Source organism: Burkholderia sp. EMB26, from assembly GCF_024730645.1.
In the GTDB taxonomy this organism is placed as follows: Bacteria; Pseudomonadota; Gammaproteobacteria; order Burkholderiales; family Burkholderiaceae; genus Burkholderia; species Burkholderia cenocepacia.
Genome location: NZ_CP078070.1, coordinates 256,970 through 274,542 on the forward strand (window position 1 = coordinate 256,970; position 17,573 = coordinate 274,542).

General features: G+C 68.8%; 14 protein-coding genes and 1 riboswitch. Of the genes, 11 read left to right on the forward strand and 3 right to left on the reverse strand.

Translation table 11 applies throughout. From position 1 onward, the window contains the following. The first annotated feature begins 249 nt into the window (after positions 1-249). The 8 genes from flhB (at position 250) to metF (ending at position 9,921) form a co-directional block, all read left to right on the forward strand. Positions 250-1,449 carry a flagellar biosynthesis protein FlhB gene (gene flhB, locus KU887_RS01225; RefSeq protein WP_258252381.1) on the forward strand — a complete coding sequence of 400 codons (1,200 nt, stop codon included), beginning with the start codon at positions 250-252 and terminating at the stop codon, positions 1,447-1,449. Further along, on the forward strand, positions 1,446-3,548 hold the full coding sequence (gene flhA / locus KU887_RS01230) for a flagellar biosynthesis protein FlhA (RefSeq protein ID WP_006485892.1): 2,103 nt from the start codon (positions 1,446-1,448) through the stop codon (positions 3,546-3,548). The genes flhB and flhA overlap by 4 nt, the downstream gene beginning before the upstream one ends. Further along, entirely contained in the window at positions 3,545-5,362 is a 1,818-nt protein-coding gene (gene flhF, locus KU887_RS01235) for a flagellar biosynthesis protein FlhF (protein ID WP_258252388.1), read from the forward strand. Before flhA ends, flhF begins: the two co-directional genes overlap by 4 nt. Further along, positions 5,355-6,173 carry a flagellar biosynthesis protein FlhG gene (locus KU887_RS01240; protein ID WP_006491878.1) on the forward strand — a complete coding sequence of 273 codons (819 nt, stop codon included), beginning with the start codon at positions 5,355-5,357 and terminating at the stop codon, positions 6,171-6,173. Before flhF ends, KU887_RS01240 begins: the two co-directional genes overlap by 8 nt. A gap of 22 nt (positions 6,174-6,195) precedes the next feature. Further along, positions 6,196-6,930, forward strand: a complete 735-nt coding sequence (locus tag KU887_RS01245) for an RNA polymerase sigma factor FliA (protein ID WP_006484033.1) — start codon at positions 6,196-6,198, stop codon at positions 6,928-6,930. Between the two features lie 101 nt (positions 6,931-7,031). Next, a riboswitch (S-adenosyl-L-homocysteine riboswitch) is annotated at positions 7,032-7,149 on the forward strand. Between the two features lie 32 nt (positions 7,150-7,181). Further along, positions 7,182-8,600, forward strand: coding sequence for an adenosylhomocysteinase (gene ahcY / locus KU887_RS01250; RefSeq protein ID WP_006484031.1), 1,419 nt, complete (start codon positions 7,182-7,184; stop codon positions 8,598-8,600). Between the two features lie 102 nt (positions 8,601-8,702). Further along, entirely contained in the window at positions 8,703-9,056 is a 354-nt protein-coding gene (locus tag KU887_RS01255) for a phage holin family protein (RefSeq protein ID WP_006477367.1), read from the forward strand. Positions 9,057-9,090: 34 nt separating this feature from the next. Then, positions 9,091-9,921: a methylenetetrahydrofolate reductase [NAD(P)H] gene (gene metF, locus KU887_RS01260; RefSeq protein ID WP_124476712.1), complete on the forward strand. Its 831-nt coding sequence runs from the start codon at positions 9,091-9,093 to the stop codon at positions 9,919-9,921. A gap of 103 nt (positions 9,922-10,024) precedes the next feature. On the opposite strand, the gene KU887_RS01265 is transcribed toward metF, so the two are convergent. Further along, positions 10,025-11,503, reverse strand: coding sequence for an amidase (locus KU887_RS01265; RefSeq protein WP_060263639.1), 1,479 nt, complete (start codon positions 11,501-11,503; stop codon positions 10,025-10,027). An 80-nt stretch (positions 11,504-11,583) separates the two neighbouring features. Then, on the reverse strand, positions 11,584-12,276 hold the full coding sequence (locus KU887_RS01270; protein ID WP_006484034.1) for a dienelactone hydrolase family protein: 693 nt from the start codon (positions 12,274-12,276) through the stop codon (positions 11,584-11,586). Positions 12,277-12,501: 225 nt separating this feature from the next. On the opposite strand from KU887_RS01270, the gene KU887_RS01275 reads away from it, so the two are divergent. Together KU887_RS01275 and KU887_RS01280 are read left to right on the forward strand one after the other, a co-directional pair. Further along, positions 12,502-13,584, forward strand: coding sequence for a nitronate monooxygenase family protein (locus KU887_RS01275; protein ID WP_062911063.1), 1,083 nt, complete (start codon positions 12,502-12,504; stop codon positions 13,582-13,584). A gap of 438 nt (positions 13,585-14,022) precedes the next feature. Next, positions 14,023-15,165, forward strand: a complete 1,143-nt coding sequence (locus KU887_RS01280; protein WP_006491874.1) for a branched-chain amino acid ABC transporter substrate-binding protein — start codon at positions 14,023-14,025, stop codon at positions 15,163-15,165. Positions 15,166-15,254: 89 nt separating this feature from the next. Here KU887_RS01280 and KU887_RS01285 read toward each other — a convergent pair whose 3' ends face one another. Beyond that, positions 15,255-16,472, reverse strand: a complete 1,218-nt coding sequence (locus tag KU887_RS01285) for an MFS transporter (protein WP_060213145.1) — start codon at positions 16,470-16,472, stop codon at positions 15,255-15,257. A 232-nt stretch (positions 16,473-16,704) separates the two neighbouring features. Between KU887_RS01285 and KU887_RS01290 the strand changes: the two genes are divergently transcribed. After that, positions 16,705-17,364, forward strand: coding sequence for a HugZ family protein (locus KU887_RS01290; protein ID WP_258252410.1), 660 nt, complete (start codon positions 16,705-16,707; stop codon positions 17,362-17,364). Positions 17,365-17,573 lie beyond the last annotated feature (209 nt).

Genomic DNA, 17,573 nt, shown 5'->3' on the forward strand with positions numbered 1-17,573 from the left:
ACCGTCCCCCCGCACTCAGCCGGTGCCGTCCCGCCTGCGAGCGCCGCCGCCCCCATGCGCCGGCCGGCCGGTTTTTCCGCCGCGCCGCGCATCGTTCCGCCCCCGCTCCGGCCGCGTTCGCGGCGGCTCGTCCGATTCCCCGAAATACCCCCCTTTCCCGGCTTTGCTCGACCGATCGGCGTTTGACGCCTCCATGAATAATCGGTGTCACTGGAAAACGGCATTCCGCCGTAGCCGACTGGAGGCCCCGTGGCAGACGAGAGCGATCTCGACAAGACCGAAGCCGCCACTCCCAGGCGCCGCGAGAAGGCGCGCGAGGAGGGGCAGGTCGCGCGTTCGCGCGAACTGGCTTCGTTCGCACTGCTCGCGGCGGGGTTCTACGGCGCATGGCTGCTCGCGGGCCCGTCGGGCGCGCATCTGCAGGCGATGCTGCGCGGCGCGTTCACGTTCGATCGCGCGACCGCGTTCGACACCCACCGGATGCTGTCGGCGGCCGGCAGCGCGAGCCTCGAGGGCTTCGCCGCGCTGCTGCCGCTTCTCGCGCTCACCGGCGTCGCCGCGCTGCTCGCGCCGATGGCGCTCGGCGGCTGGCTGATTTCGCAAAAGACGTTCGAGCTGAAGTTCGACCGGCTGAACCCGATCTCGGGCCTCGGCCGGATCTTCTCGATCCAGGGGCCGATCCAGCTCGGGATGTCGATCGCGAAGACACTGGTGGTCGGCGGGATCGGCGGCATCGCGATCTGGCGCAGCAAGGACGAACTGCTCGGCCTCGCGACCCAGCCGCTCGGCGCGGCGCTGCCCGATGCGCTGCATCTGGTCGCCGTGTGCTGCGGCACGACGGTCGCCGGGATGCTGGTGGTCGCCGGGCTCGACGTGCCTTACCAACTCTGGCAGTACAACAAGAAGTTGCGCATGACGAGGGAAGAAGTGAAGCGCGAGCATCGCGAGAACGAAGGCGATCCGCACGTGAAGGGGCGCATTCGCCAGCAGCAGCGCGCGATCGCCCGCCGCCGGATGATGGCGGCCGTGCCGAAGGCCGACGTGGTCGTCACGAACCCGACCCACTTCGCGGTCGCGCTGCAATACACGGATGGCGAGATGCGTGCGCCGAAGGTCGTCGCGAAGGGCGTGAACCTCGTCGCGGCGCGCATCCGCGAACTCGCGGCCGAACACAACGTGCCGCTGCTCGAAGCGCCGCCGCTCGCGCGGGCGCTGTATCACAACGTCGAACTCGAGCGCGAGATCCCCGGTTCGCTGTACTCGGCGGTCGCCGAAGTGCTCGCATGGGTGTACCAGCTCAAGCGTTTCCGCTCGGAAGGCGGCGCGTTCCCGGCGGTGCCGGTCGATCTCGACGTGCCGGCCGAACTCGACAAGGGCACGTCGGTCGCCGCCGACGACGAACGTGAAGAAGCCGAGGACACGCTCGGCAAACGAGGGACCGCGGCATGAGCACCCCGACCACCGGCCTGTTCGCGAAGCGCCCGAACCTGCTGGCAGGCACGAACCTGCGCGCGCTCGCGGGCCCGATCCTCATCTGCATGATCCTGGGGATGATGATCCTGCCGCTGCCGCCGATGCTGCTGGATCTGCTGTTCACGTTCAACATCGCGCTGTCGGTGATGGTGCTGCTCGTCAGCATGTACACGATGAAGCCGCTCGACTTCGCGGCGTTCCCGAGCGTGCTGCTGTTCTCGACGCTGCTGCGCCTGTCGCTGAACGTCGCGTCGACGCGCGTCGTACTGCTCGAAGGCCATACCGGCCCGGACGCGGCCGGCCAGGTGATCGAGGCGTTCGGCCACTTCCTGGTCGGCGGCAACTTCGCGGTCGGCATCGTCGTGTTCGTGATCCTGATGATCATCAACTTCATGGTGATCACGAAGGGCGCGGGGCGGATCGCCGAAGTGTCCGCGCGCTTTACGCTCGACGCGATGCCCGGCAAGCAGATGGCGATCGACGCCGACCTGAACGCGGGCCTCATCAACGAGGAACAGGCCCGTAAGCGGCGCCTGGCCGTGTCGCAGGAAGCGGAGTTCTACGGGTCGATGGACGGCGCGTCGAAGTTCGTGCGCGGCGACGCGATCGCCGGCCTGATCATCATGGCGATCAACGTGATCGGCGGGCTGATCGTCGGGATGGTCCAGCACGACATGAGCTTCGCCGCGGCCGGCACCAACTACACGCTGCTGACGATCGGCGACGGCCTCGTCGCGCAGATCCCGTCGCTCGTGATCTCGACCGCGGCCGGCGTGATCGTGTCGCGCGTCGCGACCGACGAGGACATCGGCACGCAGATCACCGGCCAGCTGTTCACGAACCCGCGCGTGCTGACGATCACCGGCGCGATCATCGTGCTGATGGGGCTGATCCCGGGGATGCCGCACTTCGCGTTCCTCGCGCTCGGCGGCGGCGCGATCTGGCTGGCGCGCACGCAGACCAGGCGCGCGGCGGCCCGCAAGGCGGCCGGCGACGTGACCGACATCGCACCGCCCGCCGTGCTGCCGGCCGACAGCCACGAAGCGACCTGGGACGACGTGCAGCTGATCGACCCGCTCGGCCTCGAAGTCGGCTACCGGCTGATTCCGCTCGTCGACAAGAACAGCGACGGCGAGCTGCTCAAGCGCATCAAGAGCATCCGCAAGAAATTCGCGCAGGAAATCGGCTTCCTGCCGCCGGTGATCCATATCCGCGACAACCTCGAGCTGCGGCCGAACGCGTACCGGATCGCGCTGAAGGGCGTCGAGATCGGCGCGGGCGAAGTGTTCCCGGGCCAGTGGCTCGCGATCAACCCGGGCCAGGTGACGGCCGCGCTGCCGGGCGCCGTCACGCAGGACCCCGCGTTCGGGCTGCCGGCCGTGTGGATCGACGTCGCGCTGCGCGAGCAGGCGCAGGTGTACGGCTACACGGTGGTCGACGCGAGCACGGTCGTCGCGACGCACCTGAACCATCTCGTCGTCCAGCACGCGGCCGAGCTGCTCGGCCGCCAGGAAGTGCAGGCGCTCGTCGAACGCACCGGCAAGGATGCACCGTCGCTCGTCGAGGACCTCGTACCCAAGACGATCTCGCTCACCACGCTGCAGAAGGTGCTGCAGAACCTGCTCGAGGAAGGCGTGCCGATCCGCGACATGCGCACGATCCTCGAGGCCGTGTCCGAGCATGCGGGCCGCGGCGACGCGTTCGAGATCACCGCCGCGGTGCGCCTGTCGCTCGGCCGCGCGATCACGCAGCAGTGGTATCCGGGCAACGGCGAAATGCAGGTGATGGGCCTCGACGCGAACCTGGAGCGCGTGCTGTCGCAGGCGCTCGCCACCGGCGCGAACCCGGGCCTCGAACCCGGCCTCGCGCACAACCTTCTGACCGGCACGCAGCAAGCGATGCTGCGTCAACAGAATCTCGGGCTGCCGCCGGTGCTGCTGGTGCAGCACGCGCTGCGCGCGATGCTCGCGCGCTTCCTGCGCCGCAGCCTGCCGCAATTGAAAGTGCTGTCGTATGCCGAAGTGCCGGACACACGCACGATCAAAGTCGTTAACGTCATCGGGGGTTCCGCTTGAACATTCGCAAATTCACCGGCGCAACGAGCCGCGACGCACTTCGTCTCGTGCGCGAGGCGCTCGGCGCCGACGCGGTCGTGCTGTCGAACCGCACGCTCGATGACGGCAGCGTCGAAATCGTTGCACTCGCCGATTCGGAGCTCGCCGCGGTGGCGCCGCCGGCCGCGCGTCCGCGCGTCGCCACGTCGCGCGTGCCGGAGTCGGTGCCGGCCGCCGCCGTGCCGGGCATCGTGTCGCGCCCGGGCATCGCACCGCGCCCGGGCATCGCACCGCGCCCGGCCGTCAATCCGTACGCGGCCGGCGAAGGCGGGCTGCCGGACGTGTTCTCGTCGGTGTTCGGCGCGAGCGCCGACGCGCACGACGCGGATGCGCATTCTCCGTCGAGCGATGCGGACGCGCCCGCCGCGACAGCGCCGTCGATCGCCGCGCCGGCCGCCGGTACGCCCGCGCCCGGATCGCCGGCCGCCCCTTCCGAACCCGCACCGTGGCTGGTCGAGCACGCGAAGCGCCTCACGCAGCAGCGCGACGCGCTGATCGCCCGGGCGCAGGCGCCGGCCGAGCCGCAGCCGAGCGCGCCCGCGCCGCGCGCCGCGGCCAGCGCGACGCCGCCGGACTGGGCGCGCGACATCGTCCGCGACGCCGAACGCCGGATGCCGGCCGCCGGCGTGACGGCCGCGGGATCGCCCGCCGCCGGATCGCCGGCCGCCGCGAAGCGCGTACCCGACACGGGTGCCGCGTACGCCGGCAGGGCGACGGAACGCACGCGCCTGTCCGCCGACACCGCCGCCGCGGTGGCCGATGCGGTGAAGTCGCGCCTCGAGCGGATCGTCAACGACACGGTGATGCAGGAGCTGGGCGAGCTGCGCGGGATGATGCAAGAGCAGTTCGACAGCCTGATGTGGCACGACCGCCAGCGCCGCAGCGCCGTCCACGGCGCGCTGACGAAGCACCTGTTCGCGGCCGGCTTCTCCGCGCAGCTCGTGCGGATGCTGGTCGACAACCTGCCGTCCGGCGACGGCGCGCAGACCTTCGGGCAGGCCGCGGAATGGGCGCAGTCGGTGCTTGCGTCGAACCTGCCGGTGCTCGACAGCGAGGACGCGCTGATGGAGCGCGGCGGCGTGTTCGCGCTGATGGGGCCGACGGGCGTCGGCAAGACGACCACCACCGCGAAGCTGGCCGCGCGCTGCGTGATGCGCTTCGGCGCGAGCAAGGTCGCGCTGCTGACCACCGACAGCTACCGGATCGGCGGCCACGAGCAACTGCGCATCTTCGGCAAGATCCTCGGCGTGCCGGTGCACGCGGTGAAGGATGCGGGCGACCTCGCGCTCGCGCTGTCCGAGCTGCGCAACAAGCACATCGTGCTGATCGACACGATCGGCATGAGCCAGCGCGACCGCGCGGTGTCCGACCAGATCGCGATGCTGCACGGCGCGAACGCACCGGTGCAGCGCCTGCTGCTGCTCAACGCGACGAGCCACGGCGACACGCTGAACGAAGTCGTGCAGGCGTACCGCAGTGCTGGCGAGCATCCCGACCTGGCCGGCTGCATCCTCACCAAGCTCGACGAGGCGACCCACCTCGGCGGCGTGCTCGACACGGTGATCCGCTACAAGCTGCCGGTCCACTACGTGTCGACCGGCCAGAAGGTGCCGGAGAACCTGTACGTCGCGTCGACCAAATTCCTGCTGAAGAGCGCGTTCTGTGTGCCGCGCGACGGCTCGCCCTTCGTGCCGCAAGACGAGGACATGCCGACGCTGCTTTCCGCACTGACCGCACGTTCCACCGCCGAGCTGCACGAGGTGCGATTTGGATAAACGGATCATCGATCAGGCCGAAGGGCTGCGGCGCCTGCTGGCCGGGCGCGCGTCGCGCATCGTCGCGGTGACGGGCGGGCCGGCGGGCGTCGGCTGCACGTCCACCGTGGTGAACCTCGCGGCGGCGCTCGCGTCGCTCGGCAAGGACGTGCTCGTCGTCGACGAGCGCGCCGACGTGCACTCGGCCAGCGCGACGCTCGCGGGCGCGTGGCTGCGCGACGGCGAACGCACGCGGGTGGCGGCCGGCTTCGGCCTGTGCGGCGCCGCGCGGCTCGCGCGCGCCGGCTACAGCGACGCGCAACTGAGCGACTTCATCGACGGCCCGGCCGACATCGTGCTCGTCGACGCTCAGCTCGGCGCCGACGGCTCGTTCTCGGCGCTCGCGCGCGAAGCGCACGACGTGCTGGTCGTCACGCGGGTCGCCGCGCAGGCGATCACCGAGGCATACGCGTGCATGAAGCGGCTGCATTTCGCGCACGCGTTCGCGCAGTTCCGCGTGCTGACCAATCAGGTCGGCAGCCACGCGGACGCGAAGACGGCCTTCGACAACCTCGCGGGCGTCGCAAGCCGCTACCTGACCGTGTCGATCGCCGATGCGGGCTGCGTGAGCGCCGATCCGCTCGTCGAGCACGCCCGCGACCTGATGCATGCGGTGGTCGACGCGTTCCCGTCGTCGCCCGCCGCGCGCGACTACCGGCAGATTGCCGCCGACCTGTTGTACTGGCCGATGCGCCCGCGTTCGGGTGCGGGCCGGGCGGTCCACGCCGGCGGCAAGCCGTCGTACGAGGCGGGCGCGGCACACGCCGCGTGAGCGCCACCCGAAGGAGAGAGCCATGATGTACAACGCTCAAGGAAAGATGTCCCAGGCCGACGTGCTCGCGCAATATGCGCCGCTCGTGCGCCGCCTCGGGCTGCAACTCGTCGCGAAGATGCCGGCGAGCGTCGATCTCGACGACCTGATCCAGGCCGGCATGATCGGCCTGATGGACGCGGCCGGCCGCTACAAGGAAGACCAGGGCGCGCAGTTCGAGACCTATGCGACGCAGCGCATCCGCGGCGCGATGCTCGACGAGCTGCGCAGCAACGACTGGCTGCCGCGCAGCCTGCGCAAGACGTCGCGCGAGGTCGAGCACGCGGTGCACCAGGTCGAGCAGCACCTCGGCCGCTCGGCGAGCGAGACCGAGATCGCGCAGCACCTGAACATGCCGCTCGACGAATACCAGGGGATGCTGCAGGACCTGCACGGCAGCCAGCTCATCTACTACGAGGATTTCGACCGCGCGGCCGACGACGAGCCATTCCTCGACCGTTATCGCGTCGATCACGCCGATCCGTTGTCGGCGCTGCTCGACGAGCACCTGCGCGAGGCGCTGGTCGAGGCGATCGAGCGGCTGCCGGAGCGCGAGAAGCTGCTGATGTCGCTGTACTACGAACGGGGTCTGAATCTGCGCGAGATCGGCGCGGTGCTCGAAGTGAGCGAATCGCGCGTGTGCCAGCTGCACAGCCAGGCCGTCGCGCGCCTGCGCGCGCGGCTGCGCGAACAGGCGTGGGTCGGCGCCGAGTCCTGACCCCTTGTCGACGGCCGCGCGCGCCGGCGCCGCGCGCCCGTGCCGCGCTCGTGTGCGGGTCCTTGCGCATTCCGCGCGCCGATTTGCTACAATCCCCTCCGTTTTCCGAGGAGCGTTGCGACGGACCACCAGCGTCCGCCAGGCTCGGAGAGCTTCACCAAGCAGCCGTGCGGCGATTTTTTCGCGCCGGCCCCGCTTCCTGAACGGCGCTCACGTCACCAATCTAGAAACTTTTTAGAAAGGAGGGCGTGATGAACGCCATTATCGATTCCAAGGCATCCACCGATTACGTCGTCGCCGACATGGCGCTGGCCGGCTGGGGCCGCAAGGAACTCAACATCGCCGAGACCGAAATGCCGGGCCTCGTGCAGATCCGCGACGAATACAAGGCGCAGCAGCCGCTGAAGGGCGCGCGCATTGCCGGTTCGCTGCACATGACGATCCAGACGGGCGTGCTGATCGAGACGCTGAAGGCGCTCGGCGCGGACGTGCGCTGGGCATCGTGCAACATCTTCTCGACCCAGGATCACGCGGCGGCCGCGATCGTCGAAGCCGGCACGCCGGTGTTCGCGTTCAAGGGCGAATCGCTCGACGAATACTGGGAGTTCTCGCACCGCATCTTCGAATGGCCGAACGGCGAATTCGCGAACATGATCCTCGACGACGGCGGCGATGCAACGCTGCTGCTGATCCTCGGCTCGAAGGCCGAGAAGGACCGTTCGGTGATCGCGAAGCCGACCAACGAGGAAGAAGTCGCGCTGTACAAGTCGATCGCGAAGCACCTCGACGTCGACGCGACCTGGTACTCGAAGCGCCTCGCGCACATCAAGGGCGTGACCGAAGAAACCACGACCGGCGTGCACCGCCTGTACCAGATGGAAAAGGACGGCCGCCTGCCGTTCCCGGCGTTCAACGTGAACGATTCGGTCACGAAGTCGAAGTTCGACAACCTGTACGGCTGCCGCGAGTCGCTCGTCGACGGCATCAAGCGCGCGACCGACGTGATGATCGCGGGCAAGGTCGCGGTCGTCGCGGGCTACGGCGACGTGGGCAAGGGCTGCGCGCAGTCGCTGCGCGGCCTCGGCGCGACCGTGTGGGTCACCGAAATCGATCCGATCTGCGCGCTGCAGGCGGCGATGGAAGGCTACCGCGTCGTGACGATGGAATACGCGGCGGACAAGGCCGACATCTTCGTGACGGCGACCGGCAACTATCACGTGATCAACCACGATCACATGAAGGCGATGCGCCACAACGCGATCGTCTGCAACATCGGTCACTTCGACTCGGAAATCGACGTCGCGTCGACGCGCCAGTACCAGTGGGAAAACATCAAGCCGCAGGTCGACCACATCATCTTCCCGGACGGCAAGCGCGTGATCCTGCTGGCCGAAGGCCGCCTCGTGAACCTCGGCTGCGCGACCGGCCACCCGTCGTTCGTGATGTCGAACTCGTTCGCGAACCAGACGCTGGCGCAGATCGAGCTGTTCACGCGCGGCGAGCAGTACGAGAACAAGGTGTACGTGCTGCCGAAGCACCTCGATGAAAAGGTCGCGCGCCTGCACCTCGCGCGCATCGGCGCGAACCTGTCGGTGCTGTCGGACGAGCAGGCCGCGTACATCGGCGTGCAGAAGGACGGCCCGTTCAAGCCGAACCACTACCGCTACTGATACTGATGCGCGGCCGCCGCCGTGCCGTGCGCGCCCGTCGCGGGCGCACGGCGCGGCGGCGCTCACCGATCGTACCGATCGACAACCGAACCGGAGCACTCCATGAGCGTCATCCTCACCTGGGTCATCAACGCGCTGGCGCTGCTGATCATCACGTACCTCGTGCCGTCGATCCACATCAAGAGCTTCGGCACCGCGCTGATCATCGCGGTGGTGCTCGGGCTGATCAACACGGTGATCCGGCCGGTGCTGATCCTGCTGACGCTGCCCGTCACGATCGTCACGCTCGGGGTGTTCATCCTCGTCGTGAACGCGCTGTGCTTCTGGTTCGCGTCGTCGCTGCTGAAGGGCTTCGAGGTGTCGGGGTTCTGGTCCGCGTTCTTCGGTTCGATCCTGTACAGCATCGTGTCGTGGCTGCTGTCCGCCCTGATCTTCGGCCAGCGCGACATCGGCTGAGGGCTGGCGGGCGCAGGCCCAACCCCATCGAATCATGAAACCGATCGAACTCTCGTTTGAATTCTTCCCGCCGAAGACGGCGGACGGCGTCGAAAAGCTGCGCGCCACGCGCGCGCAGCTGCTGCCGCTGAAGCCGAAATTCGTCTCCGTGACGTTCGGCGCCGGCGGCTCGACGCAGCAGGGCACGCTCGATACCGTGCTCGACATGCAGAAGGACGGCCTCGAGGCCGCGCCGCACCTGTCGTGCATCGGCTCGTCGCGCGACAGCCTGCGCGCGATCCTCGACCAGTACCGCTCGCACGGCATCCGGCACATCGTCGCGCTGCGCGGCGACCTGCCGTCGGGGATGGGCGAGGTCGGCGAGCTGCGCTATGCGTCCGAACTCGTCAGCTTCATCCGCGCCGAGCATGGCGACTGGTTCCACATCGAGGTCGCCGGCTACCCGGAGTACCACCCGCAATCGCGCTCGCCGAAGGCCGATCTCGAGAATTTCGCGCGCAAGGTGAAAGCCGGCGCGAATTCCGCGATCACGCAGTACTTCTTCAATGCGGATGCGTATTTCCGCTTCGTCGACGATGCGCGCAAGCTGGGGGTGGACGTGCCGATCGTGCCGGGCATCATGCCGATCACGAACTTCTCGCAGCTGATGCGCTTCTCCGAGATGTGCGGCGCCGAAGTGCCGCGCTGGGTCGCGCGCCGGCTCGAGAGCTTCGGCGACGATCGCGAGTCGATCCGCGCGTTCGGCGCGGACGTCGTCACGAGCCTGTGCCAGCGCCTGATCGACGCGGGCGTGCCGGGGCTGCATTTCTACACGCTGAACGCGGCGACCGCCACGCGGACGATCTGCGAACGGCTCGCGATGTAAGCGCCGTCACGCAATTGCATGCGTGAAAGCCCCGCCGGTTTGCGCCGGCGGGGCTTTTTTTATCGTGAAGCGCCGCGCATGCCGCGTGGCGGAAGCCGCTGAATCAGCGCTGCGCCTGCATCAGCGGCGGGCGGCGGTCGAACCACGGCCGCGCCTGTTCGAGCTGCCGCGCGAGCTTCAGCAGCAACGCTTCGTCCGCGTGGCGCGCGGCGAACTGCACGCCGATCGGCAGCCCGCGCGCGTTCCAGTACAGCGGCACCGACATCGCCGGCTGGCCGGTCAGGTTGAACAGCTCGGTGCAGCCGGCCCACGCGAACGCCTTCTCCGACGACTTCGCGAGCATCTCCTTCAGCAGCGGCTTCACCGGCAACGCGGCGACGAGCTTCATCTGCGCGGATTCGAACGGCGTCGGCTGCAGCTCGCCGATCTTCACCGGCGGCCCCGCGAGCGAGGCGCACAGGATCGCGTCGTAGCGCGACACGAGACCGGCGACCTGCACGGTGAGCTGGCGCTGCCATTCGAGTACGTCCGGCAGGCGCGTGCGCGCGAGGCGGCGGCCGACCACGGCCATCGCCCACGTCGCGGCCTCGAATTCGCCGCGCCGCGGCGTGCGCCCGGTCAGCTCGCGCGCGCCGAGCACCATTTCTTCGGCGATCGTCGCCCACAGCGTGAGGAAGGTTTCGGCCGCGCGCGCATAGTCGATCTGCAGCGTCGTCGGCTCGACGTGATGGCCGAGCGATTCGAGCAGCGCGGCCGCGTCGTCGAGCGCCGCGCGCGTGTCGTCGGCGAGCGCCGGCGCGAGCATCGGATCGACGACGAGGCCGATCCGCAACGGGCCGGGCGGCGTATCGAGCGCGCCGAGGAAGGTGCCGGGCGCGCCGGGCGGCAGCGTCTGGCCGGTCGTCACGTCGAGCAGCAGCGCACTGTCGCGCACGCTGCGCGACACCGCATGCTGGACCACGAGTTCGCCGTTCGACGGCAGGTCGACCAGCACCGGGTTGCGGCTCGGCTTCAGGCCGAACAGCCCGCAGCACGACGCCGGAATGCGGATCGAGCCGCCGCCGTCGGACGCATGCGCGAGCGGCACGATGCCGGCCGCGACGGCCGCCGCCGCGCCGCCGCTCGAGCCGCCGGGCGTGTGGTCGAGATTCCACGGGTTGCGGCACGCGCCGAACAGTTCGGGTTCCGTGTACGGCATCTGGCCGATCTCGGACGTGTTGGTCTTGCCGAACACGTTCAGACCCGCCGCGCGGCTGCGCGCGATCACCGGCGAATCGTCGGCCGGCACGAAGTAGCGGTAGTGCCGGCTGCCCATCGACAGCGGCAAGCCGGCGACCGCCGCGCCGAGATCCTTGACGAGATACGGCACGCCCGCGAACGGCGTGGCGGCGCCCGGTTCGGGCGCGCTCGCCGCACGCTGGCGCGCGGCTTCGTAGTCCTGCAGCACGATCGCGTTGATCGCGCCGTTGACCGCTTCGGCCTGGCCAATCGCGGCGTCGAGCAGTTCGCGCGGGCTGGCCTGGCGGTCGCGCACGAGCGCGGCGAGTCCGATGGCGTCATGCGCGAGATAGTCCGAGTGCATCGCGGTCACCCCCGTTGTGACTCATGGCGATGGTGCGAGCATAACGCGGGCCCGGCGTGGCGGGCCCGCGGCCGGCGCTTTTAGAGGTGCTCGGCGAGGAACGTCAGCGTGCGGCCGTGCGCGAGCGCCGCGGCACGCTGGTTGTACGACGCGCGGTCCGTGCAGTTGAAGCCGTGCTCGGCGCCCGGGTACACGTGGAACGACGCATGGCCGTGGCCGGCGAACGCGGCCTTCACCTGGTCGACCGCGGTGAGCGGAATGCCGTGGTCGTTTTCCGCGTAGTGGAACAGGATCGGCTGCGTGACCTGGCCGGCGAGGTCGAGCGCGTTCTGGATGCCGCCGCCGTAATAGGACACCGCCGCATCGAGCTTGCCGGTTGCGGCCGCGCGGTACGCGAGCTGGCCGCCGAAGCAGTAGCCGATCGCGGCGAGCTTGCCGTCCACTTCGGGGCGGGCGCGCAACGCGTCGGCCGCCGCGCCGATGTCCGCGACCGCGAGCCCCACGTCGGTCTTTTTCATCAGCTCGATGCCCTTGTCGCGATCCGCGCCTTCGTAGGTCAGCTCGACGCGCGGCTGCGTGCGCCAGAACACGTCGGGCGCGAGCGCGACGAAGCCGTCGGCCGCGTACTGGTCGGCGACCGCACGGATGTGCGCGTTCACGCCGAAAATCTCCTGGATGATGATGACGGCAGGGCCCTTGCCGCGCTTGGGCAGCGCGAGATAGCCGCCGAAGCTGTCGTTACCGGTCGGGATGTCGATCCATTGGGCAGTCACGTTCTGAACTCCTGGCGTGCGGGGTGCGCAATGCGCGCCCCCAGGGTGAAAAGAGGGCGGCCTAGTGTGCCACCAATCGTTCGATGCTGCAGTGCACGCGCCCGTTTCTCGCGCAGCGATCGTTTCGATCTCGATTATTCATTTTTCGGCGCCGCGCCGCTTCGATAGAGTCGATGTGTCGGCCTTTACAAAGCGCTTTCGCGCATCGTCATCGAAGGATTCGCCATGTCTGCCCGCTCGTTGTCCACCCCCTTTTCCGAACGCTTCGGCCTGCGTCTGCCGCTCGTGCAGGCGCCGATGGTCGGCGCGACCACGACCGCGATGGTCGCCGCCGCGTCGAATGCCGGTGCGCTCGGCAGCCTCGGCGCCGGCGCGCTCGCGCCCGAGCGCATCGAGGCCGAAGTCGCCGCGATCCGCGCGGCGACCGATCGCCCGTTCGCGATCAACCTGTTCGTGTTGCCCGATGAAGCCGCGCCCGATGCGGCGACCGTCGCGCGTGCGCTGGCCGCGATCGACCCGCTGAACGCGACGCTCGGCTTGCCGCCGGGCACGGCGCCCGCGCGCTATGCGCCCGATTTCCGCGCGCAGCTCGATGCGCTCGTTGCGCTGCGCGTGCCGGTCGCGAGCTTCACGTTCGGCGTGCTCGACGCGGCCGACGTCGCCCGCCTGAAAGCCGCCGGCACTTATGTGATCGGCACCGCGACGCACGTGGCCGAAGGGCTCGCGTGGCAGGCGGCCGGTGCCGACGCGCTGTCCGCGCAGGGCGCCGAGGCCGGCGGCCATCGCGGCACCTTCATCGGCTCCGCCGACGACGCGCTGATCGGCACGCTCGCGCTCGTCCCGCAACTCGTCGACGCGACGGGGCTGCCCGTGCTGGCCGCGGGCGGCATCATGGACGGCCGCGGGATCGCGGCCGCGCTCGCGCTCGGCGCGCAGGCCGCGCAACTCGGCACCGCGTTCCTCACGTGCGCGGAAAGCGCGATCGCCGCGGACTGGAAGGCGCGTCTGCTCGCGAGCGCCGATACGTCGACGCAGGTCACGCGCGCGATCACCGGCCGTCACGCACGCGGGCTGCGCAACACGCTGATGGCGCGGCTCGGCGAGCACGTGGTCGACGCGGCACCGTATCCGGTGCAGAACGCGCTGACCCAGCCGCTGCGCCAGGCCGCCGCGCGCGCGAACGACGGCGACTATCTGTCGCTGTGGGCCGGGCAGGGCGCACCCCTCGCGCGGCGGCGCGGCGACACGCTGACGACGTCGCAACTGGTTGCCGCGCTCGACGCCGAATGGCGCGCCTCGGCCGCCTGAACCCCGCATCGGCCGCCAGAAATCGTTCATGTCGGACGACGAAACGCGTGTGCCGTCACACGCGTTTCATTCAACGATCCCGGGCACAAAATACCGAATCGAAATACCCCGGGAATGCGTTGAAACGACCTTTCAAAAGATCGCCGGGAATTAGCGGAAACCCTTATCCGGCGGGGCTTGCGGCGATATTCGAGTCCTCCTTCCAAAGCGCGCGTATCGGTAGTGTTACCACTACCCCAAAAAAGTCCCACAAATTAATTTGATCACCTACACTTGCGCGCAAGTACGGGCGGGTGGCCGCTAAAAGCGGCTGTTTTCACGTGCTTGAGGCCAAGTGCATGAACGATGCAACCGGCGAATCGTCCAGTGATTGCAAACACGGGGATGGCAGCGGGGCACCGGGCGATGGCGTTTATTGGGACCGAACTGGAGACTTACATGAATATCAAGATGCAAAAGCTGTTGCCGATCACCGCCGCGGCGATGCTGTGTGCTGCAGCTGCAAGCAACGCGTCCGCCGATCAAGTCGTCAAGATCGGCCACGTCGCGCCCTTGACGGGCGGCATTGCACACCTGGGCAAGGACAACGAAAACGGCGCACGTCTCGCAGTCGAGGAGATCAACGCGAAGGGTCTCACGATCGGCGGCCAGAAGATCACGCTGCAACTGGACCCGCAGGATGACGCCGCCGACCCGCGGCAGGCGACGCAGGTTGCGCAGAAGCTCGTCGACGACAAGGTCGTCGCGGTGGTCGGCCACCTGAACTCGGGCACGTCGATCCCGGCCTCGAAGATCTACAGCGATGCGGGCGTCGTGCAGATCTCGCCGTCGGCGACCAACCCGGCTTACACGCAGCAGGGCTTCAAGACCACGTATCGCGTGGTCGCGACCGATGCGCAGCAGGGCCCGGCACTGGCCGACTACGCGCACTCGAAGGGCATCAAGAGCGTGGCGGTGGTCGACGATTCGACCGCGTACGGCCAGGGTCTCGCGAACGAATTCGAGAAGAAGGCGAAGGCGCTCGGCCTGAAGGTGATGTCGCATGACGCGACGAACGACAAGGCAGTCGACTTCCGCGCGATTCTGACCAAGATCAAGGGCGAGAACCCGGACGCGATCATGTACGGCGGCATGGACGCTACCGGCGGCCCGTTCGCGAAACAGGCGAAGCAGCTCGGCCTGCGCGCGAAGATTTTCGCGGGCGACGGCGTGTGCACGGAAAAGCTGGCCGACCTGGCCGGCGACGCGACCGACAACATCGTGTGCTCGGAAGCCGGTGCTTCGCTCGAGAAGATGCCGGGCGGCGCGGCGTTCAAGGCGAAGTACGAGAAGCGTTTCGGCCAGCCGATCCAGATCTACGCACCGTTCACGTATGACGCCGTGTACATCATCGCCGACGCGATGAAGCGCGCGAACTCGACGGACCCGGCGAAGATCCTCGCGGCGATGCCGGCGACGAAGTACACGGGCGTGATCGGCACGACGACCTTCGACTCGAAGGGCGACCTGCAGCACGGCGTGATCTCGCTGTACAACTACAAGAGCGGCAAGAAGTCGCTGCTCGACGAAGTGAAGATGTAACGCGACAAGCGGTCAACAGAAGGGGTGAAAGCGCGCATGCGGCAACGCATGCGCGTTTTCTTTTTGGGCCGGCGTGCGCCGCCGTGCCGTCAGATCTTCAGGTGCGACAGCACCTTCGGCGCGACGAGCGCAACGAGCGCCGCGCACAGCGCGACGACCGACAGGCCGATCGTCAGGTTCGCGGCCTGCGCGACCGCGCCGATCACGACCGGACCGAACAGCAGTCCGAAATACGCGAGCCCGGCCACGTGCGCGAGCCCTTCGGCCGCGTGGATGCCTTTCACGCGCGCGGCGGCCGCGAACAGCACGGGCATCATGTTGGCCAGCCCGAGACCCATCAGCGTGAAGCCGGTCAGCACCGCGGCCGGATACGGCAGCAGCAGCGCGCCGATCATCCCCGCGCACGCGAGCGACGCGCTCGCGAACACGAGCTGCGGCGCGCCGAAGCGGGCGCGCACGGCGTCGCCCGCGAAGCGCGCGAGGGCCATCCCGCCCGAGAACGCCGCGTACGCGGCGCTCGCGAGCGCCGGGCTCGCCGCGACGACGTCGCGCATGTAGACCGTCGCCCAGTCGTACATCGCGCCTTCGGCGATCAGCGCGATCAGTGCGATGCCGCCGAGCATCCACAATGCGGGCGAGCGCCAGCGGTTGCCGCCGCCGTGCGCCTGTTCGTGGTGCGGCACGTGCGGCAGCACGGCCGGGCTCGCGGCCACGAGCACCGCGGCGCTTACCGCCGCCGCGAGCGCGAGATGCGCGACCGGCGCCATGCCGGCCGACAGCAGCGCGCCGCCGGCCGCTGCGCCGGCCATCCCGCCGATGCTGAACATCCCGTGCAGCGACGACATGATCGGCTTGCCGAGCGCGATTTCGACCGCGCTGGCCTCGGCATTCATCGCGACGTCGAGTGTCGCCATCGAGAAGCCGAACAGCGCGAGCACCGCGAGCAGCATCCAGTAGTCGGGCACGACGAGGATCAGCGCCGCGCACGCCGACATCACGAGCCCGCCGGCGAGGCACGCGGTGCGCGAGCCGACGCGCGCGATCCAGCGCGCGATGGTCAGCATCGCGGCGATCGACCCGCCGGCGACCGCGAACAGCGCGATCGACAGCAGCCCGGGGCTCAGCGCGAACTTGTCGCGCACGGTCGGCACGTGCACGCCCCACGACGCGTACATCATGCCGGCGACGAAGAACAGCGCCATCGACGCCGTGCGCGCACGCTGGCGGGCCGGCAGCGGCAGCACGCGGTGCGCGTCGGGCGGCGCGGCGAACGGGGACGACGATTCGGGGGAGGAGGATTCGGACACGGGAAGGCTCGTCAGGAAAATGCGCGGGCGCACGCGGCGCCCGTCGGACCTGTCCGATTCTATCGAACCGCTTACGATCCTGCCGGGCGATGGCCGTTCGGTCGATGCGCTGGAGAGCGGGTCGTCTCGCGGTGGCGCCCCGGTGACGGACTGGCCGTTCGGCCGATGCGCGGCACGCGGCGTGCGCGGGTAACATCGAAACCGATGCGCCCTTTCGACCGCAGGAGTCCCCTTGAACATCGATCCCGCCTTCGCCCTGCATCTGCTGCACCGCTGCGCGCTCGGCACGCTCGCCACCCATGCGCGCGAACCGCTGGGCTTTCCGTATCCGACCGTCGTGCCGTTTGCACCCGATGCGAGCCATCGGCCCGTGATCCTGGTGAGCGGCCTGGCCGAGCACACGCGCAATCTCGTCGCCGATCCGCGTGCGGGTTTCCTCGTCGTCGATGCCGGCGACGGCGACGTCCTGAACGCCGAGCGCGCGACGCTGTTGGGCCGGTTCGTGCCGCTCGGCGACGATCCGCACGTCACCGCGCGCTACCTGCGCTATGAACCGGACGCCGCACGCTATCTCGCGCTCGGCGATTTCGCGTTCTGGGCGCTCGAGATCGAGCGGCTGCGCTACATCGGCGGGTTCGGGCGAATGGGCTGGGTCGACGGCACGCAGCTCGATGCGCTGCCGCCGCTCGCGTTCGACGACGAGCAGGCGCTGTGGCACGCGTACGAGGCGGGCGACGCACGCCGCGACGGGCTCGACCTGCTCGGCGTCGATCGCCATGGCGCGGACTGGCGATGCGACGGCCGCCGGGTGCGCACGCCGTTCGACGCGCCGTCGGCCGACATCGGTGCGCTGCACGACCGGCTGATCGCCTGCGCACAGGATGTGACGTGACGTCGCGGGTCAGTGATGAGTCCGTTTAGCAAACCGCGTCATGTGGTTTTCGCAAAACTGTCGTCCGATGAAAGCTTTGATTTTTTCGAATGCAGGGTAATTGCGTATGTTGATAGACCTAATAGTCAATCGCTAATGTCCTAATCTCTGTGTAGGAGCGTAAAAATTTGAGAAAAGGCCGCGGCCGGTCAAAATGACATGTGTGAATT

Bases quoted from the DNA above. Each gene is read 5' to 3' on its own strand.
- KU887_RS01255 (WP_006477367.1), top strand. From the start codon at position 8,703: ATGAGCGTCATCCTCACCTGGGTCATCAACGCGCTGGCGCTGCTGATC.
- KU887_RS01265 (WP_060263639.1), bottom strand. From the start codon at position 11,503: ATGCACTCGGACTATCTCGCGCATGACGCCATCGGACTCGCCGCGCTC.
- flhA (WP_006485892.1), top strand. From the start codon at position 1,446: ATGAGCACCCCGACCACCGGCCTGTTCGCGAAGCGCCCGAACCTGCTG.
- KU887_RS01245 (WP_006484033.1), top strand. From the start codon at position 6,196: ATGATGTACAACGCTCAAGGAAAGATGTCCCAGGCCGACGTGCTCGCG.
- KU887_RS01275 (WP_062911063.1), top strand. From the start codon at position 12,502: ATGTCTGCCCGCTCGTTGTCCACCCCCTTTTCCGAACGCTTCGGCCTG.
- KU887_RS01280 (WP_006491874.1), top strand. From the start codon at position 14,023: ATGAATATCAAGATGCAAAAGCTGTTGCCGATCACCGCCGCGGCGATG.
- ahcY (WP_006484031.1), top strand. From the start codon at position 7,182: ATGAACGCCATTATCGATTCCAAGGCATCCACCGATTACGTCGTCGCC.
- metF (WP_124476712.1), top strand. From the start codon at position 9,091: ATGAAACCGATCGAACTCTCGTTTGAATTCTTCCCGCCGAAGACGGCG.